This is a genomic window from Deinococcus sedimenti, from assembly GCF_014648135.1.
Taxonomy (GTDB): Bacteria; Deinococcota; Deinococci; order Deinococcales; family Deinococcaceae; genus Deinococcus; species Deinococcus sedimenti.
Genome location: NZ_BMQN01000002.1, coordinates 307,203 through 333,228 on the forward strand (window position 1 = coordinate 307,203; position 26,026 = coordinate 333,228).

Annotated in this window: 22 protein-coding genes and 2 tRNA genes; 14 read left to right on the forward strand and 10 right to left on the reverse strand. The window is 69.3% G+C overall.

Features of this window, described 5'->3' with window-relative positions:
* Positions 1-18: 18 nt before the first annotated feature.
* Positions 19-1,041 carry a DsbA family protein gene (locus tag IEY69_RS08235; protein ID WP_189072650.1) on the reverse strand — a complete coding sequence of 341 codons (1,023 nt, stop codon included), beginning with the start codon at positions 1,039-1,041 and terminating at the stop codon, positions 19-21.
* 140 nt (positions 1,042-1,181) lie between these two features.
* Between IEY69_RS08235 and IEY69_RS08240 the strand changes: the two genes are divergently transcribed.
* From IEY69_RS08240 to IEY69_RS08255, 4 genes are all read left to right on the forward strand, one after another.
* Positions 1,182-1,255 (forward strand) — tRNA-Cys (locus tag IEY69_RS08240).
* 19 nt (positions 1,256-1,274) lie between these two features.
* A tRNA-Val gene (locus tag IEY69_RS08245) sits at positions 1,275-1,349 on the forward strand.
* Positions 1,350-1,447: 98 nt separating this feature from the next.
* Positions 1,448-1,753, forward strand: a complete 306-nt coding sequence (locus IEY69_RS08250; RefSeq protein ID WP_189072651.1) for a hypothetical protein — start codon at positions 1,448-1,450, stop codon at positions 1,751-1,753.
* 232 nt (positions 1,754-1,985) lie between these two features.
* On the forward strand, positions 1,986-3,023 hold the full coding sequence (locus tag IEY69_RS08255) for a PIN/TRAM domain-containing protein (RefSeq protein ID WP_189072652.1): 1,038 nt from the start codon (positions 1,986-1,988) through the stop codon (positions 3,021-3,023).
* Positions 3,024-3,078: 55 nt separating this feature from the next.
* Here IEY69_RS08255 and IEY69_RS08260 read toward each other — a convergent pair whose 3' ends face one another.
* Positions 3,079-5,814, reverse strand: coding sequence for an AAA family ATPase (locus IEY69_RS08260; RefSeq protein ID WP_189072653.1), 2,736 nt, complete (start codon positions 5,812-5,814; stop codon positions 3,079-3,081).
* Positions 5,815-5,902: 88 nt separating this feature from the next.
* The gene (locus IEY69_RS08265) at positions 5,903-7,081 is read right to left on the reverse strand and encodes an exonuclease SbcCD subunit D (protein WP_046844467.1); all 1,179 of its coding nucleotides are present in this window, start codon (positions 7,079-7,081) and stop codon (positions 5,903-5,905) included.
* Positions 7,082-7,356: 275 nt separating this feature from the next.
* Between IEY69_RS08265 and IEY69_RS21940 the strand changes: the two genes are divergently transcribed.
* The gene (locus tag IEY69_RS21940; RefSeq protein WP_256444734.1) at positions 7,357-7,479 is read left to right on the forward strand and encodes a hypothetical protein; all 123 of its coding nucleotides are present in this window, start codon (positions 7,357-7,359) and stop codon (positions 7,477-7,479) included.
* 74 nt (positions 7,480-7,553) lie between these two features.
* Complete coding sequence (locus IEY69_RS08270) at positions 7,554-8,780, forward strand: MFS transporter (RefSeq protein WP_189072654.1); 1,227 nt, start codon at positions 7,554-7,556, stop codon at positions 8,778-8,780.
* Positions 8,781-8,921: 141 nt separating this feature from the next.
* On the opposite strand, the gene IEY69_RS08275 is transcribed toward IEY69_RS08270, so the two are convergent.
* A complete protein-coding gene (locus IEY69_RS08275) occupies positions 8,922-9,548 on the reverse strand; it encodes an ArsR/SmtB family transcription factor (protein WP_189072655.1) in 627 nt (208 codons plus the stop codon).
* A 100-nt stretch (positions 9,549-9,648) separates the two neighbouring features.
* Here IEY69_RS08275 and IEY69_RS08280 point away from each other — a divergent pair, with 100 nt between their 5' ends.
* From IEY69_RS08280 to pyrG, 3 genes are all read left to right on the forward strand, one after another.
* Positions 9,649-10,629: a hypothetical protein gene (locus IEY69_RS08280; protein ID WP_189072656.1), complete on the forward strand. Its 981-nt coding sequence runs from the start codon at positions 9,649-9,651 to the stop codon at positions 10,627-10,629.
* 129 nt (positions 10,630-10,758) lie between these two features.
* Complete coding sequence (recD2, locus tag IEY69_RS08285) at positions 10,759-12,891, forward strand: SF1B family DNA helicase RecD2 (RefSeq protein WP_189072657.1); 2,133 nt, start codon at positions 10,759-10,761, stop codon at positions 12,889-12,891.
* A gap of 156 nt (positions 12,892-13,047) precedes the next feature.
* Positions 13,048-14,688 carry a CTP synthase gene (pyrG, locus tag IEY69_RS08290; RefSeq protein ID WP_189072658.1) on the forward strand — a complete coding sequence of 547 codons (1,641 nt, stop codon included), beginning with the start codon at positions 13,048-13,050 and terminating at the stop codon, positions 14,686-14,688.
* 198 nt (positions 14,689-14,886) lie between these two features.
* Here the strand turns inward: pyrG and coaE are convergent, their stop codons facing one another.
* Positions 14,887-15,486, reverse strand: coding sequence for a dephospho-CoA kinase (gene coaE / locus IEY69_RS08295; RefSeq protein WP_229783758.1), 600 nt, complete (start codon positions 15,484-15,486; stop codon positions 14,887-14,889).
* A 239-nt stretch (positions 15,487-15,725) separates the two neighbouring features.
* On the opposite strand from coaE, the gene IEY69_RS08300 reads away from it, so the two are divergent.
* A complete protein-coding gene (locus tag IEY69_RS08300) occupies positions 15,726-16,892 on the forward strand; it encodes a tetratricopeptide repeat protein (RefSeq protein WP_308425452.1) in 1,167 nt (388 codons plus the stop codon).
* 773 nt (positions 16,893-17,665) lie between these two features.
* On the forward strand, positions 17,666-18,229 hold the full coding sequence (locus IEY69_RS08305) for a CAP domain-containing protein (protein WP_189072660.1): 564 nt from the start codon (positions 17,666-17,668) through the stop codon (positions 18,227-18,229).
* A 185-nt stretch (positions 18,230-18,414) separates the two neighbouring features.
* On the opposite strand, the gene IEY69_RS08310 is transcribed toward IEY69_RS08305, so the two are convergent.
* The 5 genes from IEY69_RS08310 to IEY69_RS08330 all read right to left on the reverse strand — a co-directional run bounded on the left by IEY69_RS08310 (position 18,415) and on the right by IEY69_RS08330 (position 23,222).
* Positions 18,415-19,119, reverse strand: a complete 705-nt coding sequence (locus IEY69_RS08310) for an ABC transporter ATP-binding protein (RefSeq protein ID WP_189072857.1) — start codon at positions 19,117-19,119, stop codon at positions 18,415-18,417.
* Positions 19,120-19,258: 139 nt separating this feature from the next.
* Entirely contained in the window at positions 19,259-20,047 is a 789-nt protein-coding gene (locus IEY69_RS08315; RefSeq protein ID WP_189072661.1) for an ABC transporter ATP-binding protein, read from the reverse strand.
* An 11-nt stretch (positions 20,048-20,058) separates the two neighbouring features.
* Positions 20,059-20,994, reverse strand: a complete 936-nt coding sequence (locus IEY69_RS08320) for a branched-chain amino acid ABC transporter permease (RefSeq protein ID WP_189072662.1) — start codon at positions 20,992-20,994, stop codon at positions 20,059-20,061.
* A 13-nt stretch (positions 20,995-21,007) separates the two neighbouring features.
* Positions 21,008-21,982, reverse strand: coding sequence for a branched-chain amino acid ABC transporter permease (locus IEY69_RS08325; RefSeq protein WP_189072663.1), 975 nt, complete (start codon positions 21,980-21,982; stop codon positions 21,008-21,010).
* Between the two features lie 70 nt (positions 21,983-22,052).
* The gene (locus tag IEY69_RS08330; RefSeq protein ID WP_189072664.1) at positions 22,053-23,222 is read right to left on the reverse strand and encodes an ABC transporter substrate-binding protein; all 1,170 of its coding nucleotides are present in this window, start codon (positions 23,220-23,222) and stop codon (positions 22,053-22,055) included.
* Between the two features lie 202 nt (positions 23,223-23,424).
* On the opposite strand from IEY69_RS08330, the gene IEY69_RS08335 reads away from it, so the two are divergent.
* The 3 genes from IEY69_RS08335 (at position 23,425) to IEY69_RS08345 (ending at position 26,020) form a co-directional block, all read left to right on the forward strand.
* Positions 23,425-24,378 carry a hypothetical protein gene (locus IEY69_RS08335; protein ID WP_189072665.1) on the forward strand — a complete coding sequence of 318 codons (954 nt, stop codon included), beginning with the start codon at positions 23,425-23,427 and terminating at the stop codon, positions 24,376-24,378.
* Positions 24,375-25,367, forward strand: coding sequence for a FadR/GntR family transcriptional regulator (locus tag IEY69_RS08340; protein WP_189072666.1), 993 nt, complete (start codon positions 24,375-24,377; stop codon positions 25,365-25,367). Before IEY69_RS08335 ends, IEY69_RS08340 begins: the two co-directional genes overlap by 4 nt.
* A gap of 116 nt (positions 25,368-25,483) precedes the next feature.
* Positions 25,484-26,020, forward strand: coding sequence for a hypothetical protein (locus IEY69_RS08345; protein WP_189072667.1), 537 nt, complete (start codon positions 25,484-25,486; stop codon positions 26,018-26,020).
* Positions 26,021-26,026 lie beyond the last annotated feature (6 nt).

Sequence of the window (26,026 nt, forward strand, 5' to 3'; positions counted from 1 at the left end):
CGCCGGGTGAGGTACAGATCAGCGGAACGCTTTCAGTCGCGCCTCGATCACGCTGGCGGCGGACGGCTGCGCCGTCGTGATCGCGCGGGCGCGGGCCACCTCACGCGCGTCACTGTAGTTCGACAGCTTCAGGCCGTTCAGGTACACGGTCGGGGTGCCCTGCACGTTCACCTTCAGCCCGGCCTGTACCTGGGCGTCCACACTGGCCTTGAACGTCCTCTGGCCCACGCAGGTCTTGAAGGCGGCCGTGTCCAGCCCGGCGGCTTTCGCGTAGGCGGCGTACTTCGCGGGGGCGTCCTTCGGGTCCAGCGGGGTCCAGACGCTGAAGTTTGCGAACAGCTGATCCGCGAACGGCCAGAACTTCCCCTGCGCGGCGGCGCACTCGCTGGCTTCCGCCGCGCCCTGAGCGTTGCGGTGGAAGGACAGCGGGAACTCGTAGTGCATCACGCGGTACGTCGCGCTGTCCCTGCGCCACGCGGGCATCGCCTTGTCCCACATCTGCTTGCAGTACGGGCACTGGAAGTCACTGAACACCCGCAGCGTCACGGGCGCGGCGGCGCTGCCGGTCACGGCCTTCGTGACCGGGAAGGCACTGTCCGGCCAGATGTTCACGGCGACGTACGCCGCGTACCGCGTGCCGCTGCCCTCGCCGGTCACCTTCAGGGCGATCAGGTCGGTGCCTGAATCGTCGGTGGTGTCCACGAAACCTGCGCGGGCGGCCGTCAGCAGTTGCGGGTTGCTGAGGTTGCCTTTCAGCTTCGGCAGGTTCGTCTCGTCCAGTCCCCACCCGGCGCCCACGCCGCGCGCCAGATCGTCCAGCGAGTCCGTCTCGGTCAGGACGCCCACCACGTACCCGCCACTGATGTCCAGCGTGACCGTCGTCGCGCCCCGGCGCAGCACGCTGCCGTCGGCGGTCAGGCCCTTCAGGGTGGACTGCGCCAGCGTCTGCGCGGGCGTCTGCAGCAGCTGCGCACCCGCTGAAGTGCTCAGGAGGAAGGCCGTGATCAGGGCGCCAGAGCGCAGAGACAGAGCAGGAATCATGCGGCGCAGTCTAGAGTCAGGGTGCACCATCTCCCGCCGCATCTGCCCCCCTGTTTACAGGTCAGAAAAGCCGTGCTAACATTCCTTCCGCTGGAGAGGAAGACCCACCAGCCGCCCGCAAGGGACAGCAACAGCCTCACGGCGCTGTAGCCAAGTGGTAAGGCAGAGGTCTGCAAAACCTCCACCACCGGTTCGAGTCCGGTCAGCGCCTCCAAGTACCCCATTCCAGGTCTAGAACCGTAGCTCAGGGGTAGAGCACTACCTTGACACGGTAGGGGTCAGGGGTTCAAATCCCCTCGGTTCTACCAGAAAAGTCCCCGCCTCGGCGGGGTTTTTTATTGATCACCCCAGGTCAGAAGGACATCAGGATTCGTTCTAGAATGAAGGACCCGACCCGGTACGACACATGACTGATACTCATTACTTCACGGCCCTCCTGCTCGCCCTCATCCTGCTCTATGCAGCTCGGCTGCTGTGGACCTCGGCCCGCCGGCTGCATTACCGGGATCGCCCGCGCTACTGGCAGAAAGCCTGGGTGCTGGTTCTCGCCGGGTTCGCCGCCGCCGTCCTCGCCACGCTGGCCCTGACGGGCATCATCAGTGCGGCGGCCCTGTGGCCGGCTCTGGTCCTGGCGGCGCTGACCGGTGGGGCCGCCTACTGGATCGATCTGAACCCGCAGCGGGCGCTGGCCGTTCTGCGGTCCCGCCGCTGACCGCAGGCATCACGACGTGCCCGGGGCCGACATCGCGCCCCAGAGGTTCACTCGCAACCACGAGCCGTCTGCGGATACTCGGTCGGCTCGCTGCAGGGACATCAAGGCCGACCCGCTGGGTTCGTGAAAACCACGGGGAGGTCACGCGACTGATGTCGGGGCCAGTGGAGTGGGCCTGCGCCCGGTTCGGAAGTCCCTGCGAAGGCAGCGCCGATGACGCTAGACTGCAGTAATGCTGGCATTGCGACTGCTGATCACGCTGATGGGCCTGCTCCTCGGGCTCGTGGCTGGGCGGGGTCTGGCCTCTGTGCAGCCCGGAGATCTCGGAACGGTCAACACCCTGAGCCTCATGCTGGCGGGCATGCTGACTGCCCTGCTGCTCGCCCCGCGACTGGAAAGCGCGGGGCAGCGCGCCGCGACGCGGTTCCTGCGCTGGTACCGGGGCCTGTCCCCACGCGCCGTGGCGGCCGCCACGTTCGGACTGATTGTCGCGCTGCTCGTCAGCGTGCTCCTGAGCAGTCTGCTGCGCACCGTGCCGTTCTACACCTGGGTGTGGAATGTCGTGGTGACCGCCGCTCTGGGTGTCTTCTTCGTGTCCTTCGCCGTCCGGAACGCTGAGAGCTTCGGGCTGCTGGCCTTCCCACAGGTCCGGCGCAAACCCGGCAGTAAGCTCCTCGACAGCAACGTCATCATCGACGGGCGCATCGTGGACCTCCTGCGCGCGGGGTTCCTGGACGGGGAACTGATCGTCCCGGCGTTCATCCTGCGGGAACTGCAGATTCTCTCGGATCACCACGACGCGCAGAAACGTACGCGGGGCAAGCGGGGCCTGACCGTACTGGAAGACCTCCGGTCCCTCCGGTCCCTGCGGATCGAGGACTGGGACGACCCCGCGCTGCCCACCACGGATGACAAACTCATCCGGCTGGCCCGCGAGAGCGGCGCGCGGATCGTCACGAACGACGGCAACCTCGGCAAGATCGCCCGCCTGCACGGTGTGGAGATCCTCAGCATCCACGAGGCCGCCGTCGCCCTGAAACCCCAGGTGCAGGCCGGGGACCAGCTGACCGTCACCATCAGCAAGGGCGGCCAGCAGAAGAACCAGGGCGTCGGGTACCTCGAGGACGGCACCATGGTCGTCGTCGAGGACGCCATCAGGTTCCGTGGGAAACCCACCCGGGTGGTCGTCGTGAACAACGTGCAGACGAACGTGGGCCGCATGATCTTCGCGAAACTCGACGGCGAGGAAGGCGCGGCGGAGACCGGGTAGTGGGAAGTGGGTCGGTTGCTGTTGCATCCCGTCCACTCCCCACTGCCTACATCCCTTACAGGTCGAAGCGTTGCACGCTGCTGCCCGCCACGCTCTTGGTAACGAGCAGGCGGCTGGGGAGGCGTTCACTGAGGCTCTCGACGTGCGTGACGACGCCCACCATGCGGCCCTGCGTGCGCAGGTTCTCCAGGGCGTTCGCCACGGCCTCCAGCGCCTGCGGGTCGAGCGTACCGAAACCCTCGTCGAGGAACAGCGCGCCCAGCACGCGGTTCCCCGCGAGGTAGTCGCTCAGCGCGATCGCCAGGGACAGTGACGCGAGGAACGTCTCACCGCCGGACAGGGTCTTCACGCCGCGCACCTCACCGGCGTTCCAGAGGTCCTGCACGACGTACTCGCCGTCCTGCAGGGCCAGGCGGTAACGGCCGTCGCTGATCTCATGCAGCAGGATGCCCGCGCGGGTCAGGAGCTGTGCCTCAATCTCCGCGAGGAGGAACTGCTGGAACTCGTTCGCCTTGAGGCTGTTCGTGAGGGTCTGCCAGGTGTCCAGCGCGCGCGACGCGGCCTGCGCGCGGGCGTGGATGTCCGCCTTGCGCTCCAGGCGTTCCCGTAGCTGACGTTCCTGCTCGGCGAGGCGACCGGCCTGCTCGCGCGCGGCGGTCAGGGCGGCGTCGGTGGCGGTCAGGTCCCGCGTGACCTGCGCGAGGTGCGCCGGGTCGAAGGGTGCCGCGCCCAGCTGCCGGTCCAGATCGGCCAGTGCCGAGCGGAGCTGCGCCACGTCCGCCTCGTGGGTGCGGGCGGCGGCTTCCAGCGCGGCGATGTCGTTCTCGGGCAGGGCGGCGGCGCGGGCCTGCGCGGCGTCCAGGTTCAGGTCACGCAGGGCGGTGTCCAGGCTGACCTGCGCTTCCTGCGCCTCCTGCGCGCGGCGCTCGGCGTTCGCCTGCACGCCCCGCAGGGTCGCCCCGGCGGCGGCGAGGTCACCCTGCGCGCGCGCCAGGGTCGCCTGCGCGTCCTGCACGCGGGTCCGCAGGGCCGTGATCTCGGCCAGGGCCGCCTGTCGCGCGCGGGCCGGATCGGGTCCAGCGGCGCGGACGCGGGCGGCCAGTCCGGCCAGCAGCCGGGCCATGTCCGACTGCGGGTCGCCCGTCACCAAGCCTTCGGCCGCGCGCAGGTCGGTCTCGCGGGCGGTCAGTTGCTCGTCCCAGTTGCGGTACTCGGCGCGTTTCTCGCCCAGCCACGCCTGCCGGGCCTTCAGCGCGGCGCGCAGGTCCGTGAAGCGGGTGCGGCGCTCGTCCAGCGTGCGGGTCAGGGCCTCCACCTGCGCCTGCTGCGCGCCCAGATCGGCGCGTGGCGCGTCCGGCAGCACCGTCACGGTCTGCCCGCACAGGGGACAGTCGTCCCCGACGTGCAGGTGCGCGCGGTACGACGCGAGGCCCGCCTCCAGCCGCGCGGCGTCCAGCGCGGCCTGCGCGGCCTCCAGCGCCGCCTTCGCGTCGGTGCCCTCGCGCTTCACGCGTTCCTGCTCGGCCGTCTCCTGCGCCTGCGCGCGTTCCTCGCTGGCGAAACGGTCGTGCGCGGCCTTCAGGCTGACCCGTTCGGTCTGCACGAGCACCCGCTCCTGCCGGGCCTTCTCGGCACGCTGCGCACCCTCACGCGCGGCGAGGAACGCGTCCTCGTCCCAGGGCAGGGGTTGGGCGTGCGTGGCGTCCGGTTTACCGCCCGCGCGGCGCAGCCTCGCCACGTCACTCTCGGCGTCGCGCAGGGCCTCGGCACGGGCTTCCAGGTCAGGAATGCGGGCCTCGGCGGCCTGGGCGGCCTCCAGGGTCGCGGCGGCCCCCTGCGCGGCCTGTTCCGCGGCCTCTGCGGCAGCCTGCGCCCCCCGCAACTCGCCCGCTTCACGCGCGGCAGCGATCCGCGCCCGCTCGGCCGCGTCCAGCAGCGGCAGCACGCCCGCCACCCGCCGCGCCCGCGCCGCCCGCGCCGCGCCCTCCTGCACGCCCTGCGCGCGGCCCTCCAGCGACGTCAGCCGCCGCGCGGTGTCCTCGCGCGCCTTCCACACCCGCTCCTGTTCGCGCAGGCGCAGTTGCTGCCCGGTCAGGCGTTCACGCTCGTCGGTGAGGCGTTCGGCGTCCGCGTCCGTCCGCTCCCGCTCGACCCGCAGGCCCGCCAGCGCCTCTGGGGTCACGCCCGCGTACTCGCCCTCCAGCACGGCGTTCAGGCTCCCGGCCTCGTGCTTGAGTTCCTTCGCCCGGTCGGACGCGACGCGCTGCATGGCCGCCACGTGATCCAGCCCCGTCAGCTCGCCCAGCAGCGCCTGCCGTTCCTTCCCGGTGCCGTGCAGCACGCGCGAGAACTCCCCCTGGGGGAGCATCACGCTGCGCGCGAAATTCCGGAAGTCCAGCCCCAGCACCCGCCGGATCCGCTCGTTGATGACCTTCATCCCACCGTCGGACAGGTTCGTCCAGCGGCCATCGTCATCCAGCCGCTCGAACCGCACCTCGTTCTCCGCCTGCCGCCGTCCCTTCGTGCGCGACGCGCGGTACGTCACGCCACCCACCTCGAAGGTCAGCGCCGCTGACAGGCCCCGCTCGCCCTGCGAGATCAGCGCGTCCAGCCCCGACGCGCCCAGCCGCGCCGTCTGCCCGTACAGCGCGAACGTCATCGCGTCCAGCAGGCTGCTCTTCCCGCTCCCCGTCGGCCCCACCAGCGCAAACAACTCCAGATCACCGAAATCCAGACTCGTGAACTGCCGGAACGCCGTGAAGCCCTGAATGTCCAGCTGGATGGGCCTCATTGGTTCGCCTCCGGCGTGGTGATGGTTGATGGGTGATGGTTGATAGAGGTCAGACCATCAACCATCAACTTTCGAATATCAACCCTCTTCACGCGCTCTCCTCGGTGCGGGCGAGTTCGTCCGCTTCCTGGAAGGCGGCGCGCAGGTCGCCCGGCAGTTCGCCGCGTTTCTCGCGGTGGTAGCGTTCGTAGAGTTCCATGAGGCTCAGGCCCTCCCGTTTCAGTTCCGGCAGGGCGAGGTCCTCCTGCACAGCGTCGAGGTCCACCGCGAGGGTGTTCGGCGCGAGGGTCAGCACGCGGTCTTTCAGGCCGGGCAGGGCGGTTCCGGCAGGGGCGCGCACGACGACCTTCAGCAGTCCGCCGAAGCCCTGGAGCTGCGTGAGGCGGCTCTCGACGTGTTCGAGGTCCACGCGCAGGGTGCGGAGTTCGCGGCCGCTGGCGAGCGGCAGCGCGTGGACGCGGGCGGGGCGTCCGGCCTCCACCTCGATCAGGTTCACCTGTTTCTTCTCGCCCGCCTCGCCGAAGTCGAGCTGGATGACGCTGCCTGGGTAGTACGCGGGGGGCGCGTCGGACACCTGCTGCGGCTTGTGCACGTGCCCCAGCGCGACGTACTGCGCGCCGGGTGGCAGTTGCAGGCCGGATAGGGTGTAGCTGTTCGTCAGGTCGAACTGCATGGTGCGCTCCGAGCCGCTGGGCACCGCACCGTCCATGGTCGCGTGGGCCATGAGCATGTTCACGCTGCTGCCCGTGAAGCCCTCGCCGAGGCGGCGCAGGAAGAAGCCCATGCCCTCGCGGTACTTCTGTCGCCACGCGCCGGTGTCCCCGCCCAGCAGGTCGGCGGCCTTCACGAGTCGCCGTTCGGACAGGTACGGCAGTGCCCCCACGACCAGCCGCTCGCCGCCGCGCGTCTCGATGGTGCGGATCATGTCGGCCGGGTTCGCGGTGGGTTGCGCGACGACCTGCACGCCCACCCAGCCCAGCAGCCCGGTGACGGACGCGAGGCGGGCGGCGCTGTCGTGGTTCCCGGCGATCACGACGCTGGGGATGCCCTGGTCGCGCAGGCGCAGGAAGAAGTCGAACACGGCGTGCTCGGCCTCCGCGCTGGGGTTGGCGGTGTCGAAGAGGTCGCCGGACACCAGCACCACGTCGGCCCGTTCGGTGCGGGCCAGCGCGGCGATCTCGGTCAGGGCGTCGTGTACCTCGGGCGTGCGGTCGAAGCCGCGCAGGGAACGTCCCGCGTGAAAATCAGCGGTGTGAAGTACGCGCATAACGGAAAAAATAGCACGGTGGGCCTGGGCGTCCCGAAAGAATGGCCGCCCGCCGCCACGCAGGGGAGAGGTGGAGCTATGGGAGGACGAATATACACGGCTGAATATGCAGTGGGGTTGCCGTTTGGGAAGTCGGGTGATCCGATGACCTGGCGAATGGTCTGTCTGGGCGACGTTGGATCACCTCTCCTGCACATAAAAAGAATACCTGCTTATAAGCATTCAAAAGGTCATTTATCATGGTGAAAACGCCGGTTCATTGCGAATATAGGCCCATGTACAGCAGTGACCTCGACCTCATCACGAAAAGCCGCCTGACGGCCACCGGGGACGTGGCCCTCGTCCAGCGCACGACCCGCCGCCTGCCCCGCTGGCTGCGCCGCCTCACCCGCCGCTGAAGCCAGAGTCCGGTCCCCTGCTACTCCGCGCGCCCCCTGGTTCGCGGAGTAGCTTCCAGTTCACGCTGGTCGGCATGACCACCCACGCCCCGGACCGCCTGTGGAACCGCTCCTTCCTGCTGTGGTGGCTGGGCAGCGCCCAGAGCGCCCTGGGCACCGCGCTGGCCGGAATCGCCACCAGTTTCCTGGTGCTGCACCAGACCGGCAGCGCCGGGAAGATGGGCGTGAACCTCGCGCTCGCCCTGCTGCCCGGTCTGCTCTCGCCGCTCTTCGGGACGCTGGTGGACCGCCTGCCCCTGAAAATCCCACTGATCCTCGGGAACGTCCTGCGCGGCGCGCTGCAACTCACGGTGGGGCTGCTGGCCCTGCGCGGTCACGTCCCGCTGGAACTCATCTACGTCGCGTCGTTCCTGACCGGCCTGATCGGCGCGTTCTACACACCCGCCACGATGGGCGTCACGCCCCGCCTCGTGCCCCGCGAGCAGCTGCAACGCGCCACCGGCCTGATGCAGGGCGCCACGCAGGTCATGGGGCTGGTCGGCATGGTCGGCGGCGGCGCACTGGTCGGCGTGTTCGGCAGCGCCCCCGCCCTGATCGCCGACGGCCTGAGCTTCCTGCTGTTCGCGGCCCTGCTGCCCCTCGTGACCCTCCCCGCGCGTGGCTCCGCGCCGGAAGGGGAGGGGTTCTGGACGTCCTTCCGCGCGGGCTTCGACTACGCCCGCCGCAGCCCCCTCACGCTGGGCCTGCCCGTCCTGGCCTTCTTCCTGAACGCCGCGTTCGCCCCTTTGGAGATGCTGATGCCTGCCCGCATGACCGCCCTGGGCGTGGGCGCGCAGGGGTTCGGGCTGTTCTTCGGGCTGCTGCTGGCCGGACTGGCCGCCGGGAGCTTCGGCATGGCCGCCCTGGGACACCGCGTGGACGCCCGCCGCCTCAGCGCGCCCGCCTTCGCCGCGCTGGGCGTGACCGTCCTGCTGCTGAGCCTCACGCAGACGCCCACGCAGATGTACGCCCTGGCGTTCGTGATGGGCCTCGTGAACGCCACGCTGAACCTCTCGATCAGCATGATCTTCCAGAAACGCGTCGATCCGGCCTATTACGGCCGGGTGGGCAGCCTGCTCACCATGCTCAGCATGGCGGGCATGCCCCTGGCGATGCTGCTCCTCGCCCCGGTCGCGGACCGCGTGGCCGTGAGCACCGTGTTCACTGTCGCGGGCACCCTCACCCTGCTGGCCGCCTTCGGCTGGGCCGCGCTGCTGCGCCGCGACCAGGCCGCGCCCGCCCCGCTGGCCGCGCAGGGCTAATAGCGGCTTTCAGGAGGGTTGAGGGAACTCCTCAACCCTCCTGAAACGAGCGGAGCGAGTCCCCGAAGACCACAGAGGTTGGAAGTGGAATTGCAGGGCGTGCCGTTGGCCCCAGGGTGGAACTGGAAACCGCTGTGAGCGCTACGCGTCCCCCGGTGTGAGGAACACGCCCAGCAGGCGCGGCACGAGGCCGTCCGCGCGCGGCTGGGCGCGCTCGTCGAGCCAGTCGAACAGAGCCTGCAACCTCGTCTCGAGTTCCTGCGCGTCCGCCGGGCTGAGGTAGGCGAGGCGATGCGCGCTGATGGCGCTGTCCATCACGTCCTCGAACCCGGCGAAGTCCAGCGTCACCTGCCCCCGGTCATTCAGGTGGATGTTCAGGGTGCGGCCCGGCTGCGCGGCCAGCATCCGCCCCACCCGCTCGTGCTGCCGCGCCAGCAGGTCGCGGTGCAGGCCCGCCACGAGGTCCGCGAGGGTCGCGTGGTCCGTCAGCGCGAACGGCACGCGGAACGCCTGCGCCGCCGCCCGGTAGCGTTTCACGGGCCGCCCGGCGCGCGCCTGCTCCTGCGTGACGACCACCAGCCCCGCCGCGCGCAGCCGGGTCAGGCGGTGATGCGCCTGCTGCACGCTCAGGCCGCACGCACGCGCCAGTTCAGCGGCGCTGACCTCGCCGCGCAGCAGGTGCCCCAGCGGCGTCAGCAGCGCCGGGTCTAGGAGCAGCCGTGCCTGCTCGGGCGTGCTCACCGTCAGGGCCTGTGTAAGGTCACTCACGCTGAGCAGTGAAGCACGCCGCGCCCCTGCAACGCTCACGAAACGCCCCCCGGCGCACCCTGGATTCAGCGGGCCACAGACGGCCCCAGGAGGCCCACCCATGAACGCACGCACCGCCCTGCCCACCCTGACCCTGCCCGCCGTTGCCGCCCTGAGCGCCCTGCTGTCCGCCTGCGGCGGCGGATCGGCCCCCACGCCCACCTACACCCTGAGCGTCAACGTGCCCGCGAACCTCAAGGTCGGCGAAACCACCCAGCTGGCATACACCGTGAAGAACGCCCAGGGTGACACCATCAGCGGTCAGGCCGTCACGTGGACGTCCAGCGACCCGCAGATGGTCAGCGTGAACGCCGCCGGGCAGGCCACCGCCCGCCACCTGAGCCTGTCGCGCAAGAAGGTCACCCTCACCGCGAAACTCGCCAGCGGGGCCACCGCCAGCGCCGACGCGAACACCTACGGCATCGACGTGGCCTTCGGCGTGCACCGCGACCCCCTGAACGGCACGGACCGCCTGTCCCTGGCGTACAGCGCCATCCGCTTCCAGCGGATCGACGGGACGCCCCTGGCCGCGGACACCAGCTGCACGTTCACCGGTCCCGCCGGGGCGAAAGTGGGGCCGGTCTGCCTGGTGCGGGCCGTCATTCCCACCAGCAGCGGCTTCGCGTACGCCCCGACCGCGCCCGCGCAGGCCGGAACGTACGGCGTGACCTTCACGCTCGACGGCGTGACGTACACCAAGACGCAGTTCATCGACCCCGCCCAGGCGCTGCCGTTCGTGCAGAACCTCAAGGTCACCGCCAGCGGCACCACGCTCGGCGCGACCGGGACCACCGTGGACGCCGTGAAACTCGCCGACGTGTTCATCTACACCGACAGCAACACCTCGTACTCCACCGCCCGCATCGCCGCCGGTGCGAACCTGAACGTCAGCGGCCCCATCCGCGAGAGCGGACCCATCGCGCCCGGCACGTACCACACGATCGTCAGCACGTACGGCACCCTGCCGCCCAACCAGCAGGACGTGCTGCCGGACACCATGTACTTCACGGATACGTACGGCCCCGACATCGTCGTGCCCTGAGCCCGCTGGTTCCGACATCGTCGTGCCCTGAACCCGCTGGCCAGGGCATCACCATGCCCTGAGCCACCCGGCGGGGCGGGCGGATTCCGTCACAGGCGGACTGCCCGCCCCGCGCTATGCTGAGTAGCGATGTCAGCTGCCCCAACCGAGGCGTTCCGCGTGACCGGCGGCGTGAACAAGGTGCGATTCCGCGCCGACTCGGGCTTCACGGTCATGACCGCCCGCATCCGCAACGCCGAGGGCGAGGACCCCGACGCGACCGTCATCGGCGTCATGCCGCCCCTGGAAGCCGGGGACACCTTCAGCGCCGACGTGCTCATGGAGGAACACCGCGAGTACGGCTACCAGTACCGCGTGCTGAACCTCGTGCTGGAGGCTCAACCCGCCGACCTGACCGAGGCGGGCATCGCCGCGTACCTGGAAGCGCGGGTGGGCGGCGTGGGCAAGGTTCTGGCCGGGCGGATCGCCAGTACCTTCGGCGCGGCGACCTTCGACATCCTGGAAGGCGACCCGGACCGCCTGCTGCAGGTGCCGGGCGTGACGGCCAGCACCCTGCACAAGATGACGTCCAGCTGGTCGCAGCAGGGCCTGGAACGCCGCCTGCTCGCGGGACTCCAGGGGCTGGGTCTGAGCATCACGCAGGCGCAGCGGGCCGTGAAACACTTCGGCGAGGCCGCGCTTGAACGCCTGACCGCCGACCTGTTCACCCTGACCGAGGTCGAGGGCATCGGGTTCCTGACCGCCGACAAGCTGTGGCAGGCGCAGGGCGGCGCGCTGGACGACCCGCGCCGCCTGACGGCCGCCGCCGTGTACGCGCTGCAGCAGGCGGCGCAGCAGGGTGGGCACTCGTACCTGCCGCGCGCCCGTGCGGAGAAGGGCGTGGTGCACTACACCCGCGTGACGCCCGCCCAGGCCCGGCTGGCCGTCGAGACGGCCGTGGAACTGGGCCGCCTGAGCGACGACACGCCCCCGCTGCTGGACACGCAGGACGCGCTGCACGACCCCAGCCGCATCTACCTGCCGCCCACCCTGCGCGCCGAGAAGAAACTCGCCAGCCTGATCCGCACGCTGATCGCCACGCCCCCCGCCGGGGACGAGTGGACCGTGCCCAAAGGCGCGGCGAAGGGCCTGTCCGCCGAGCAGGCGGGCGTACTGGACCTGCTGGCCGATCACCGACTGGTCGTCCTGACCGGCGGCCCTGGCACCGGCAAGAGCACCACCACCCGCGCCGTCGCGGACCTTGCGGAGAAGCTGGGGCTGGAGGTCGGCCTGTGCGCCCCGACCGGCAAGGCCGCCCGCCGTCTGGGCGAGGTGACGGGCCGCACGGCGAGCACCATTCACCGCCTGCTGGGGTACGGCCCGGCGGGCTTCCGGCACAACCACCTCGAACCCGCGCCGTACGACCTGCTGATCGTGGACGAGGTCAGCATGTGCGGCGACGGCCTGATGCTGTCGCTGCTCGCGGCGGTCGCGCCCGGCGCGCGGGTGCTGCTGGTCGGCGACACGGACCAGCTGCCCCCGGTGGATGCCGGGCTGCCCCTGCACGCCCTGACCGAGACGGCCCCCACCGTGCGCCTGACGCAGGTGTACCGGCAGGCGGCCGAGAACCCCATCATCCGCGCCGCGCACGGCCTGCTGCACGGACAGGCTCCCGCGTGGGGCGACCCCCGATTGAACCTCACGGAGACCGAGCCCGACGTCGGCGCGCGACGCGTGGCGCTGCTCGTGCGCGACATGGGCGGCCCCACGCAGGTGCAGGTCCTGACCCCCATGCGCAAGGGCCCGCTGGGCGTGGAGATGCTCAACCACCACCTCCAGAGCCTCTTCAACCCCGGCGAGGGCGGCGTGCGCATCGGGGACTCGCACGCGCGGCCCGGCGACATCGTCGTGCAGACGAAGAACGACTACACCAACGAGGTCTTCAACGGTACGATCGGCACCGTCCTGAAGGCCGACGGCTCGCGCCTGACCGTGGATTTCGACGGGAACATCGTCGAACTGGCCGGGGCGGAACTGTTCAACCTGCAACTCGGGTACGCGCTGACCGTGCACCGCGCGCAGGGCAGCGAGTGGGGCACCGTGCTGGGCGTCCTGCACGAGGCGCACATGCCGATGCTGAGCCGCAACCTCGTGTACACCGCCCTGACCCGCGCACGCGAACGCTTCTACGCCGTGGGGTCCGCGACCGCGTGGCAGCGCGCCGCGTCCCGCCAGCGTGAGGAACGGTGCACCGCGCTGCTCGAACGCATCCGCGCCCGCTGACCCCGCGGAGTGGCACGACCCGGCCCGCACCCGGACACAGGTGGCGGCCGGCGTGCTAGCATGAAATCCCGGAGGCCGAGCGCCCCGGTTTTTCTTTTTGGCCCCGTTTCAGGTGGGGTGGCTCCCGGGCTGGGGGTCAGGCGCTCGCGGTCAGACATGAAATACATCTTCGTTACAGGCGGCGTCGTCAGCAGCCTCGGTAAAGGCGTGGCCAGCGCGTCCCTCGGGGCACTGCTGCGCGCCCGTGGGTACAAGGTCACGGCCGTCAAGATCGACCCGTACATCAACATCGACGCGGGCACCATGCGCCCCTACGAGCACGGCGAGTGCTTCGTCACCGCGTCCGGCGCCGAGACCGACCTGGACATCGGCAACTACGAACGCTTCCTGGACCTCGACATCCCGGCGGGCAGCAACATCACGACCGGGCAGGTGTACCAGGAGGTCATCCGCAAGGAACGCGCCGGGGACTACCTCTCGCAGACCGTGCAGGTCATCCCGCACGTCACCGACGAGATCAAACGCCGCGTCCGCGCCGCCGGGGAACGCGCCGGGGCCGAGATCGTCCTGATCGAGGTGGGCGGCACCGTCGGCGACATCGAAAGCCTGCCGTTCCTCGAAGCGATCCGGCAGTTCAAGTTCGACGAGGGCGACGAGAACGTCCTGTACCTGCACCTGACGCTCGTGCCGTACCTGGGCACCAGCAACGAGTTCAAGACCAAACCCACCCAGCACTCGGTCGCGGAACTGCGCAGCGTGGGCATCAGCCCCGACATCGTCATGGTGCGCAGCAAGGAGAAACTCCCGCCCGAGATCACCCGCAAAATCGCCGCGTTCACCTCGGTGCGCGAGAACCGCGTCTTTTCCAGCTTCGACGTCTCCCACGTGTACGAGGTGCCCCTCGCGCTGGAGGAACAGGGCCTCGGCAAGACCGTCGAGGACATCCTGGGGCTGGAGCGCATCCATCCGAACCTCGGCGTGTGGCAGAACGCCGTGCGCACCATCAAGCAGCCCGCGCGTGAAGTCACGATCGCCATCGCCGGGAAGTACACCGCGATGCCCGACGCGTACCTGAGCCTCATGGAGTCCCTGACGCACGCCGGGATCGCCAACGACGCCAAAGTCAACATCCAGTGGGTGAACGCCGAGGACCTCGCGGACCCCAGCGTCACCGACGCCGACGTGAAAGCCACCCTGGAAGGCGCCGACGGCATCCTCGTCCCCGGCGGCTTCGGCATCCGCGGCATCGAGGGCAAGATCCGCGCCGCGCAGTACGCCCGCGAAAGCGGCACCCCGTACCTGGGCATCTGCCTGGGCATGCAGATCGCCGTGATCGAATACGCCCGCCACAAGGCAGGGCTCGACGGCGCGAACAGCGCCGAGTTCGACGAGTACGCCCCCCACAAGGTCATTGACCTGATGCCCGAACAGCTCGAAGTCGCCGGGATGGGCGGCACCATGCGCCTCGGCGACTGGCCCATGGACCTCCAGGCGGGCACGAAAATCGCCGAACTGTACGGCGTTCCGCAGGGCGGCACCGTCCGCGAACGCCACCGCCACCGCTTCGAGGTGAACCCCGCGTACACCCAGCAGCTCAAGGACGCCGGGCTCGTCATCAGCGGCGTCACCCCCGGCGTCGAGGGACGCGGCGCGGGCCTCGTGGAAACCATCGAGATTCCCGGCCACCCGTACTTCGTGGCCCTGCAGGCCCACCCGGAATTCAAGAGCCGCCCCATGCGCCCCAGCCCCCCCTTCGCCGGACTGATCAAGGCCGCGCTGGACGCCCAGCAGGCATAAGTACGCAGGGGAGAGGGGTCGGACTCGCGGGGCGGGACCGCTCCCTTCTGCTGGGTTGTAGGGAGTGGGAAGAGGGGAGTGGGTGGGCCTTGACGTGGGCAGTCGGCTCGCGCAGACGCTGTTGACCATCAACCATCAACCATCAACCATCAACCATCAACCATCAACCATCAACCATCAACCATCAACCAGCAACCATCAACCATCCAGCCCCAGCTGGCGCAGCGCGGCGTTCACCTGCGCTTCAAGGTGGGGCAGGTCGCGGTCGTTCTCGATGACGACGGTGGCGCGCTGGCGTTTCTGCTCGGCGGGCATCTGGCGGGCGTCGCGGGCCAGGACCTCGGCCTCGGTCAGGCCGCTGCGCTCCATGACCCGCCGCACGCGCAGAGAGAGGGGGGCGTCCACGACGATCACGGCGTCCATGCTCGCCTCCAGCCCACCCTCGAACAGCAGTGGGACGTCCTGCACGACGGCCCGCTCGCCGCGCGCGGCGGCCTGCGCCTCCAGCGCCGCTATGCGCGCGCGGACGCGGGGATGGGTGATGGCGTTCAGGTCCGCCAGGGCGGCCGCGTCACCGAACACCCGGCCCGCCAGCGCCGCGCGGTCCAGCGTGCCGTCCACGACCACGCCGGGGAACCTGGCTTCGATCTCGGCCAGGACGGCCGGGTCCTGCGTGACCAGCCGCGCCTGTTCGTCGGCGTCCAGCACGGTCAGCCCGCGCGAGCGCAGCAGGGTCGCGACGGTGCTCTTGCCCGCGCCGATGCTGCCGGTCAGGCCGATTCGCCGGGGTGTTCTCATGCCGCGCACAGTAGCAGGGAGGGCAGCCATGCATGAAGACCTGGGCGGCATCAGACGCGCGTCAAGCGCGGCGGCGACACTGCCTTCATGAATGGTCAGCCCGGTCTGTTTTTCCGCTCTCACGGGCACTTCACCCTGACATTGAACGTTCTCACGTATGATGCCCCTATGCCCAACCCTGGCAGTGAGTGGTCGGCCCGGTGCCTGCGTGCCCAGCTGATCCCCACGGAGGTTACCGAGTGAATCAACGCAACATGACTGGCGGCCTGCTGGGCCTCATGCTGCTGCTGGCACCCGCCAGCGCACAAACCGCCCCCGCCGCGCCCGCCACCCCCACCACGCCGAGCGCCGCTCCGGCCGCCCCCCGCCCCATTCCCGCTGCGAACTACGTCGCCGTGGGCGGGTACTACTACGAGCAGGGCAAGTACGATCAGGCCTACGTGGCGTACCGCGCCGCCGCCGAACTGGAACCCAACAACCCGGCCGCTCTGCTCGGCCTGGGCCGCGCACAGGTGAAACTGCGCCTGTACAGCGCCGGGATCAGCACGCTGCAGAAACTGATCGCCCTGGACAGTCGCAACTTCGACGCGTACATCTCGCTGTCGCAGGCGTTCGTACAGCAGTACATCGGCGCTGGCGACCGCGCGGTCGTGAGCGCCAACCTGGGCGAATCGCTGCGCGTCCTGCAGGACGCCGAGACGCTGGCCACCGCCCAGACGCAGAACCGGGACGTGTGGCTCAGCCGCGTCTGGAACGAACGCGGGTACGTGTACAAGCTGCAGGGAGACGCGGGCAAGGCCATTGACGCCTTCAAGCAGGCCATCGTCCTGAACAGCGAGAACGCCATCCTGCTGTACAACCTCGGCGACATGTACTACGCCGCCGGGAACATCCCCCTGGCGCTGGACAACCTGCAGCAGGCCGTGATCCTAGATCCCCGCGATCCCTTCAACCGGGCGTACTACGCCAAGTTGCTCGCCCTCAGCGGAAACGTTGCCGCAGCGAAACCCGAAGCGGCGCAGGCCGCGCGACTTGCGCCGAAGAACGCCTACGCCGTCGGGCAGTACGGCGTGGTCAGCTACCTCGCCAAGGATTCCGTCACGGCGCGCACGCAACTCACGCAGGCCGTGGCGCTCGACCCGCTGCGTTACCCCGAGTTCTACTTCTACCTGGGTCGGCTGGCGCTCGACGCGGGCGACCTGAAGGCCGCGCGCGAGCAGTTCACGCGCTCCTCCGCCCTGGGCAGCCAGAGTGCCGAGTACGCGTACTACCTGGGCCTCAGCTATGAGCGGGGCGCCGGGGCCGTCGCCCCGGACCGCCTGAAAGCCCGGGAGAACTATGAGCGGGCCGTCAAACTCGACCCTCGCTACAGGGACGCGCAGGACGCCCTGAACCGCGTTCGCTGAGCCGTTTCCGTGTGCTGGCCCGCCGTATCTGATCGGCGGGCCAGCACGTTTCGTTGCATGTCCGGACAGCGGTGAAAAGTGGGGTTGAAGGGCCAACGGCGTGCCCCTGGGCTCCACTTCCAAACGCTGGTGTCGACGGGTTCTCGCTCTGCTCCGCAGCTCTGCGAGTCCGCTCGTTTCAGGTGCACCGTGGGGCCAGCAGCACGCCGCAGGGCTTCGTTCCCGACCACGGGCATGTTCAGGTGTTCGCTCTGCTGTGCGACTCTGCGAGCCTGCTCGGTTCATACGGCTTCCGTCTGTCTCGCTGACACCCCGCAAGCCGCTGGGCTCCTTCCTGTCGGGGCAGGTCCGCGAGTCGCCTCTGCGTGGATTGAACTGTTGTGAAAAACCACTTCATCGGAGGCCGTGTCACAGGTCTTGATGGACACATTCAATGCCTATTCATTCTGGCGTGGCGTCCGGGGGCAGCGTGTGTCCCGACCCGTAACGGGCGTGTCACAGCTTCCTCACAACCGTAAAAAATTCACATTCCCGTGCTCGGCTGGCGGCGGGATGGCTTGCGTTCTTGGACTGAAGTCCCGGTTTTCACCGTGTCAGTCGCACAAGGATGGAAACCTGCCTTCCCGCCGCTCTGATGGCCACCCACCCACCTGGGGGCGCCCCGAGGGCGCGTCTTCATCTGCCGCATCGTGAGCGGCCCGAGAGGCCCCCCTCGCTACCGTGAGGTCACTTCAGACCGGACCCCACCGTTCCACCGGTCAAAGGACCCTCACATGCAGAAGTTGATCCTGACCACCCTCCTTCCCCTCAGTGCGCTGCTCGCCTCCTGCGGCGGCCCCAGCACGCCCAGCGCGGTCGGCAGTTCCGTCAGCACCGGCGCCCAGAGCGGCGCGGTGCGCGACGCCGGCAGCCAGACCATGAGCATCGAGGAAGCGCAGATCCTCAGCGCCCTGAACGCCGCGCGCGCCGTGGCCCGCACCTGCGGCGGGCAGCGCTTCGAAGCCGCCGCGCCCGTCACCTGGAACGGCTACCTGGCCGCCGCCGCCCGCGCCCACGCGGCCGACATGGCCAAGCGGCACTTCTTCGACCACGTGACCCCTGACGGCGTGAAGCCCGCCCAGCGCATGGAAGCGGCCGGCTACACGGACTGGACGAAAGCCGCCGAGAACATCGCCGCCGGATTCGTCGTCAGCAACGTCATGCAGGGCTGGATCGACAGCCCCAGCCACTGTAAGACCCTGATGGACCCCGCCCTGAAAGAGGTCGGCATCGGGTACACCTACCAGCCCGGCTCGCCGTACGGCACGTACTGGGTGCAGGACTTCGGCACGCGCTGAGGCGCGCAGGGAACGCCGGCGACGGAAGGCCCGTTCCCACTGCAGCACAACTCGGGCGGGGCGATTCTGTGAGGGGAGTCGTCCCGCCCACGACTGTGGCGCCCCGCGCAGCACCGGACGGTCGCCGCTGACCGGAAAACGGCCCCGCCAGCAACCGGACGGGGCCGCGGGACTTCTGCCGGAGCCTACCCGCCCAGGTACGCCTGCAGCACGCGCTCGTCGTTCACGAGTTCGGCGCTGTTCCCACTGAAGGTCAACTGCCCGGCCTCAAGGACGTACGTGCGGTGCGAGGCGTTCATGGCGAGGCGCGCGTTCTGCTCGACGAGCAGGATCGTGACGCCCTGCGCGTTCAGTTCGCGGATGATGCTGAAGATCTCCCGCACGATGATCGGCGCCAGACCCAGGCTGGGTTCGTCCAGCAGCAGCAGTTTCGGGCGGCTCATCATGGCCCGCGCGATGGCGAGCATCTGCTGCTCGCCGCCCGACAGCGTCCCCGCCAGCTGGTCGCGCCGCTCGCCCAGGCGCGGGAAGCGTTCGTACATCTCGTTCAGGTCCGCGCGGAAGCTGCCCTTCCGGGTGTATGCGCCGAGTTCCAGGTTGTCCTGCACGCTCTGCCGCGCCAGCACCTGACGACCCTCGGGACTCTGCGCGATGCCGAGTTTCACGGCCTCGTCGGCGGGAAGACGCGTGATGTCCCGCCCCGCGAAGCGGATGCTCCCGGCGACCGGGCGCAGCAGGCGTGACACGGCGCGCAGCGTGGTGGTCTTGCCCGCGCCGTTCGCGCCGATCAGCGTGACGACCTCGCCCTCTTCGACGGTCAGGGACAGGCCGCGCACCGCCTGGATCGCGCCGTAGTTCACGCTGAGGTTCTCGATCTCCAGCAGGGCCATCATTGACCTCCTTCCGAGGGCTGCTGCGCCTGCGGGGCAGCCCGACGAGCGGATGCGAGTGGGAACAGGATGCGAATTCCGGAAATGGAGTGGGGGTGCGGCGCTGTACCGCAGGCCCACGCAATGGACGGAATTCGCATCATTCGCCTCCCAGGTACGCTTCGATGACTTTCGGGTCGCGCTGCACCTCGGCCGGGTTGCCCATGGCGATCAGCTGCCCGAAGTTCAGCACCGCCACGCGGTCACACAGGTTCATGACCAGCGGCACGTGATGTTCGATGACCAGCACGGTCAGGTCGAAACGGTCGCGGACCTCGCGGATGAACGCGGTCAGCTGCCCCTTCTCGGACGTGTTCATCCCGGCGGCGGGTTCGTCGAGCAGCAGCACGCGCGGTTCGGTCGCCAGGGCGCGGGCGATCTCAAGGCGGCGCTGGTCGCCGTAACTGAAGTTCGCCGCGAGTTCCCCCGCGCGGTCCCCCATGCCCACGAGGTCCAGCAGTTCCCAGGCGCGGCGTTCCACCTGCGCCTCCTCGGCGCGGGCGGCGCCCAGCACGCCCCGCCACAGTCCAGCGCGGGTGCGGGTGTGCTGCGCGATCTTCACGTTCTCCAGCGCGGTCAATCCCCGGAACAGGCGGATGTTCTGGAAGGTGCGGCTCATCCCGAGGGCCGCCACGCGGTTCGGTTGCAGTCCCGTCACGGTCTGCCCACGGTACGTCAGCGTGCCGCTTGAGGGCGGGGTGAGGCCGGTCATCAGGTTGAACAGCGTCGTCTTGCCCGCGCCGTTCGGGCCGATCAGGCCGAAGATCTCGCCCTCGCGTACGTCGAAGGACACGTCGTTCACGGCGATCAGTCCCCCGAAGCGGCGGGTCATGTTGCGCGCTTCGAGCACCACGTTCCGGTCCGTCGTGACGGGCACGGAGGCGGTCATGCCTGCCCCGGTCATGACTTCACCTCCGCCGCGCTGACGGGCGCAGAGGTCGGCCGCTGCGGCGGGCGGGGCCGCCCCAGGCGTTCCAGCGCGCCCACGATGCCCTGCGGGAGGTACAGGCTTGCCACGACGAGCACCAGCCCGTTGATCACGAGTCGCCAGTCCGCCAGGAAGCGCAGCACCTCGGGCACCGCCGCGAGCAGCGCGCCGCCCACCACCGGCCCCCAGATGTTCCGCGAGCCGCCGATCAGCACCGCCGCCAGGATCGTGATGCTCGCGTCGAAGGTGCCCTGCTTGGCGTTCCAGGTGTTCAGGAACGGCGCGCTCATGGCGCCCACCAGCCCGGCCAGCACCGCGCCGATCACGAACGCCAGCACCTTGTACTGCGTGGGCGGCACGCCCATCGCGTCGGCCGCCAGTTCATCCTCGCGGATGGCGCGCAGCGCGCGGCCCACCCGCGAGCGTTCCAGCTGCCGCGCGAACAGCAGGGTCAGCAGCAGCAGCGGCAGGAACAGGAAGATGTACTGCCAGCGGTCCTGGAAGCCGAACGCCTGCGGAATCCCGAAGATGCCCACCGCGCCGCCCGTCACCGTCAGGTTCAGCGCGACCACGCGTAGGATCTCCACGAACGCGATCGTCGCCAGCGCCAGGTAGATGCCACGCAGCCGCAGCGCCGGGACGCCCACAATGACGCCCAGCAGCCCGCCCAGCACGGCGCCCGCCAGCCACGTCAGCGGGAACATGCCGTTGCCCAGCGTGTCGCGCAGGCCCGCGAAGGCCGGGTTGGTCAGCATGATCGCCGCCGCGTACCCACCCACCGCGTAGAACCCCGGACTGGCGAGGCTCAGTTGCCCCGCCTGCAGCGGGAAGTACAGGCTCAGGCCCAGCAGGCCCGCCTGAAGCATGGTGGCGATCAGGAAGCCGTACGTCTGAAGAAAATCGTCCATATGTCGCCCCCCGTTAGACTTTCTGAATGGCTGCGCGGCCCAGCAGGCCCTGGGGCCGCACGAGCAGGATCACGAACAGCAGCGCGAACGCCACGGCGTCCTTGTACGCCGAGTACTCGGCGGGCACGAACGCCTCGGCCAGCCCGATCACCAGGCCGCCCAGCACCGCGCCCGGAATGCTGCCCAGGCCGCCCAGCACGATCACCGCGAGGCCCTTGAGGCCGTACGTCACGCCGAAGTACGGTCCGGCCACGCCGAACGCCGTGCCGACCAGCGTGCCCGCCAGTCCGCCCACGAAGCCCGACAGGAAGAACGTGATCACGATGAACCGGTCCACGCTGATGCCCAGCAGGCTGGCGGTCGTGGGGTTCTCCGCCACGGCCCGCAGCGCCTTGCCGATCTTCGTGCGGCCGATCACGTACCCCAGCACCGCCAGCATCACCAGACTGACCGCGAAGATGATGACCTGCACGGTCCGGATGATCACGATCTTGCCGCCCAGCGTGAACGACAGGGCCGGGGGCGTCTCGCCGTACGCGTCGGACGGGAAGTTGTAGATCTCCGCGCCGACCAGCAGCTGGATCAGGTTCACGATGACCAGCGCCACGCCTAGCGAACTGACCAGCGCCAGCAGCGGGTCCGCGCCGCGCGAGCGCATCGGCCGGAACGCCAGCCGCTCAATCAGCACGGCGATCAGGCCCGCGCCCGCCGCGCCCAGCAGCGTCGCCAGCGCGAACGTCAGCGGGTTGCCCGACAGTGGCGAGCCGTCCGGGAAGAGCGCCACGCCCTTGAGGAGGCCGTTGTTGCTGAATTCCCCGACGACCAGCGTGTACGTGAAGTACGCGCCCAGCGTGAACACCGCGCCGTGCGCGAAATTGATGATGCCCAGGATCGAGAACACCAGCGTGTACCCCAGCGCGAAGATCGCGTACACGCTCCCGATCGCCAGGCCGTTGAGCAGGTTCTGCACGAACTGACTGAACTCCATGCGGGACTCCTTTCAGAGAAACGCCGTCAGCGTCCGTGGGGGGCTGACGGCATGGTGGGGAAGGGGGTGGTTACTTCAGGTACACGAACGAGCCGTTCTTCGCGTCCCTCATCTTGATCTGCGCGACGTAGAACTCCTTCTGGATCAGTTCGCCTTCCTTGTCGAAGGAGATGGTGCCCAGCGGCGTGTTGTACTTCCCGGCGAGGATCTGCTTGTTCAGCGCGACGCGCAGGTCGTCCAGGTCGTAGGTGTTCAGTTTCTTCTTGCGGTCCAGGGCCTTGAGGGCCTCGACCATGACCTGCACTCCGGCGTAGGCCTGCGCGGCGAACTGGGGCGGGTCTTTCTTGTACTGCGCGCGGTATTCCTTGACGAACACCTGGTTGGCGGCGCTGGCCTGCGCGGGGCTGTAGGCCTGCGCGATGATCACGCCGTCGCAGAGTTTCTGGCAGACGGGGAACATGTTGCTGGTGTTCAGGCCGTTCCCGCCGATGATCAGGCCCTTGTAGCCCAGCTGGCGCAGCTGCTTGACGAGGTTCCCGCCGTCCGCGGCGAGGCCGGAGATGATCACGAGGTCCACCTTGGCGTTCAGGACGGCCTGGACCTGCGTGGTGAAGTCCGTGTCGGTGGTCTGGAAGCGCTGCACGGTGGAGAGGGTGAGGCCCTGGTCCTTGACGGTCTGCTGGAAGGTGCCGGTCTCGCTGGTGGAGAAGGCGTCGTTCTGCGCGTACAGGACGGCGACCTCCTTGATTTTCGGGTCGAGTTTCAGTGCCTGACGCACGGCGTTCGGGGCGACCACGGCGACCGGGGCGGACACGCGGGCGATGAAGTCCCCGATCTGCGGGATGCCCTTGGCGGTGTTGCTGGGCCCGAGGACCGGGACCTTGGCGCGCTCGGCGATGGGGTCGGACGCGAAGGCCTGCTGGGACAGGGTCGGGCCGACGATGCCGACCACGCGGTCCTTGGTGATCAGGTTCTGGAAGGCGTTGATGGCGCCGGCCTCGTCGCCGCCGGTGTCCTGGAACGCCAGTTTGAAGGGCGTGCCGTTGATGCCGCCGCGGCCGTTGAGGAACTTCTCGGCGAAGCGGGCGCCGATGACCTGTTCCTGGCCGAGCAGGGCGGTGTTGCTGGTCTGCGCGACAGCCACGCCGATGGTGACGGTCTCGACCTTCTGCGCCTGCGTGAGCCCCAGCGAGAGGAGCAGGGCAGCGCTGAACTGAGCGGACGTGCGGGTCCTGATCATGACAAACCTCCAGTTCACCTGTCCCGGCGTCTCCGGGCAGGCGCAGTGAACCGGTGCGCGTGCCGGGGCACGGGCGCAGACCGGACTTGAGTTGTGGAACACGGTCACTGTAGGCTGAGGCAAATCACAAGTCAACTGGTCGAATGATCAGATCATTGAACTCAGTTCAAAGAGAATTGGAGAATCCACCCCCGGAGTGCCCATGACCGCCACCCCCCAGACCACCACCGCCCCGAGCGCCCCCGCGCCCCGCCCCCTGAGCCTGCGCACCAAAGCAGTCCTGATCACCGCCCTGCCCATCCTGACCCTCGGTTTCCTGCTCGCCGCGATCCTCACCGCGCAGCGCCGCGCAGAGGTGAACAGCATCTCCCGCAACGTCAGCTACTCGGTCGGCAGCCTCCTGGCCAGCACCCTCGACGTCACCGACCTGACCCAGGTCAGCACCCAGCTGCGCGCCGCCGTCGCCGCCCCCAGCGTCGCGTTCATCGACGTGCAACCCGCCGGGGACGCCCCCCGCGCCTTCATCAGCGACGACCCCCAGACCGACTGGCTCCTGCGACCCCAGCTCGACGCCGCCCTGCGCGACCACCCACAGGACACGCACTTCAGCTGGCCCGACACCCGCGCCGACGCCTACCGCGCCGCCCAGGACACCCTCAGCCCCGACGCCCCCGCCAGCGTCCGCGACCACCTCGACGCCGCCCAGACCACCCTGCGCGCCACGTACGGCCAGCCCCGCACCTACGACATCACGCAACTCGACGTGTTCGACACGCCCTTCGGCACCCGCGCCCTGCGCCTCCCCGGCCAGCCCACCCCCCCCGGCGAACGCCTGTTCCGCCTGACCATCGGCGTCACCCTGGGCGACCTGACCGCCACCCTGCACCGCCAGCTGCTCATCGTCCTGACCGCCTGCCTGATCACCGCCGCCGCCGCCGCGCTGCTCGCGTGGCTCGCCGCGCGGCGCGTCGTGACCCTGCTGCTCACCATCACGCATGCCGCCCAGCAGGCCAGCCTGGGCCAGCTGCACGACCCCATCCACATCCCCCGCCGGGGCCGCCCCGACGAACTCAGCGACCTGATCCAGGCCATCGAACGCCTGCGCGTCAGCCTGCACCTCGCCCTGAACCGCCTGCGCCCCGGAGGCCGCCCATGACCGGCCCCGGCCCCCACCCCGACCTCACCTTCGCCGCCGACCCCCTGGAAAAACGCTCCCTGGGCGAACACATCGCCGCGCACCTCCAGGAACTCCTCCTCGACGGCCGCCTGAAACCCGGCGACACGCTGCCCAGCCAGCGCGACCTCGCCCAGCGCTACGGCACCAGCGTCGCCGCCGTCCGCGAGGCCATCAGCATCCTCTCCGCCAGCGGCGTCGTCGACGCCCGACCCGGCCGCGGCACCGTCATCCTGCCCGTCACGCAGCAGGCCCCCAGCATCAACCTCTGGCTCGGCGCCGTCCACGACGAACACGAAGCCCGCGCGTTCCTCGACACCCGCCAGGCGCTCGAACACTACACGATTGCCCAGGCCGCCCGGCACGCCACCCCCGAACAGCACACCGACCTGCTGGAACACCTGCACCGCATGCGCGACGCGCAGGGCGAACCCGAAGCGTTCATCCAGGCCGACCTCGCCCTGCACATGGCCATCGCCCACGCCGCCGGAAACCCCGTCGTCCTGCGCCTCCTGCGCGCCATCCACATGCCGCTGGCCAACCTGCTGCGCGCCATCAGCACCGACCTGATGCTCGCCGGACGCTTCCCGCACCTGTACACCACCCACGAACAGATCATCCACGGCATCATCCGCCGCGACCCCCACGCCGCCACCGCCGCGTTCGACCACATGCTCGACCAGACCACCGAAGGCGGCACCCTCGAACGCGCCCTCGGCCACCCCGAACAACCCGAGACGCCCCTCGGCCCCGACTTCCTCGAGGACCTCCACTGGAACCTCACCCGCCTCATCGGCCCCATGGCCGACGTCCTCATCCCCGAAGCCGCCAGCGAACTCGGCCTCGACCCCGACGCGCTGACCCGCACCCACCTCACCCGCTACCTCGGCAACCTCGCCCGGCAACTCCCCGACGGCAAACAAGCCGAATGGACCGCCCTCAGCAGCCTGCTGGAAAAGAGATACGGATGAAGCCGCACGCCCTTCCGTACGTCATCTGACGCAGGGCAGCGAGAGAAGGTTTCTCTACACTGACCCCATGATCTGGCGCGACGACACGCAGTAGGCCCCACCGGAGGGGGCCTGCCATGGCCAAAGGAATCTGGAGGCGGGAGCGACACGCTCGCCGCATCGCCGCTCGTCGGCTCAGCCTTCAACTGCGCGGTTTCCAGTTCAGGCAGTGGACCTCGCCTGACGTGGATCAGGCGTGGCCGCGCGCCTGCTGGAAACGGATCGGACAGTTTGATGAGCACTGGGAAGCGCAGGTGTGCGCCTCACGCCACCCGGGCTCCCGCCTGATCACCGTCCGCCGAACCCGCAAGGGGCGAACCCGGATCATCTGCCACCGGGTCGGTTATGTCCAGCGGCTAGGCGCTCCGTTTCGCACAGCCGTGATGACCTGGGAACTGGAGGACATCCAGCGTCAGCATCAGGACCGACTCGCGCGGCGCGTCCTTCAGGACGGCGGGCTCAGGGGCGGCGTCGCTGCCGCCACACGCAAGGACCGCCGACGCTGGCGGCGAGCCGGTCGGGAAGCATGCCGACTGGCCCTGCGAGGCGAAATCGACCGGGCCGATGATCTCGACCCCCAACCGCGACGACTGGGGGTGGACTGGATTTTGTAAGCGCCC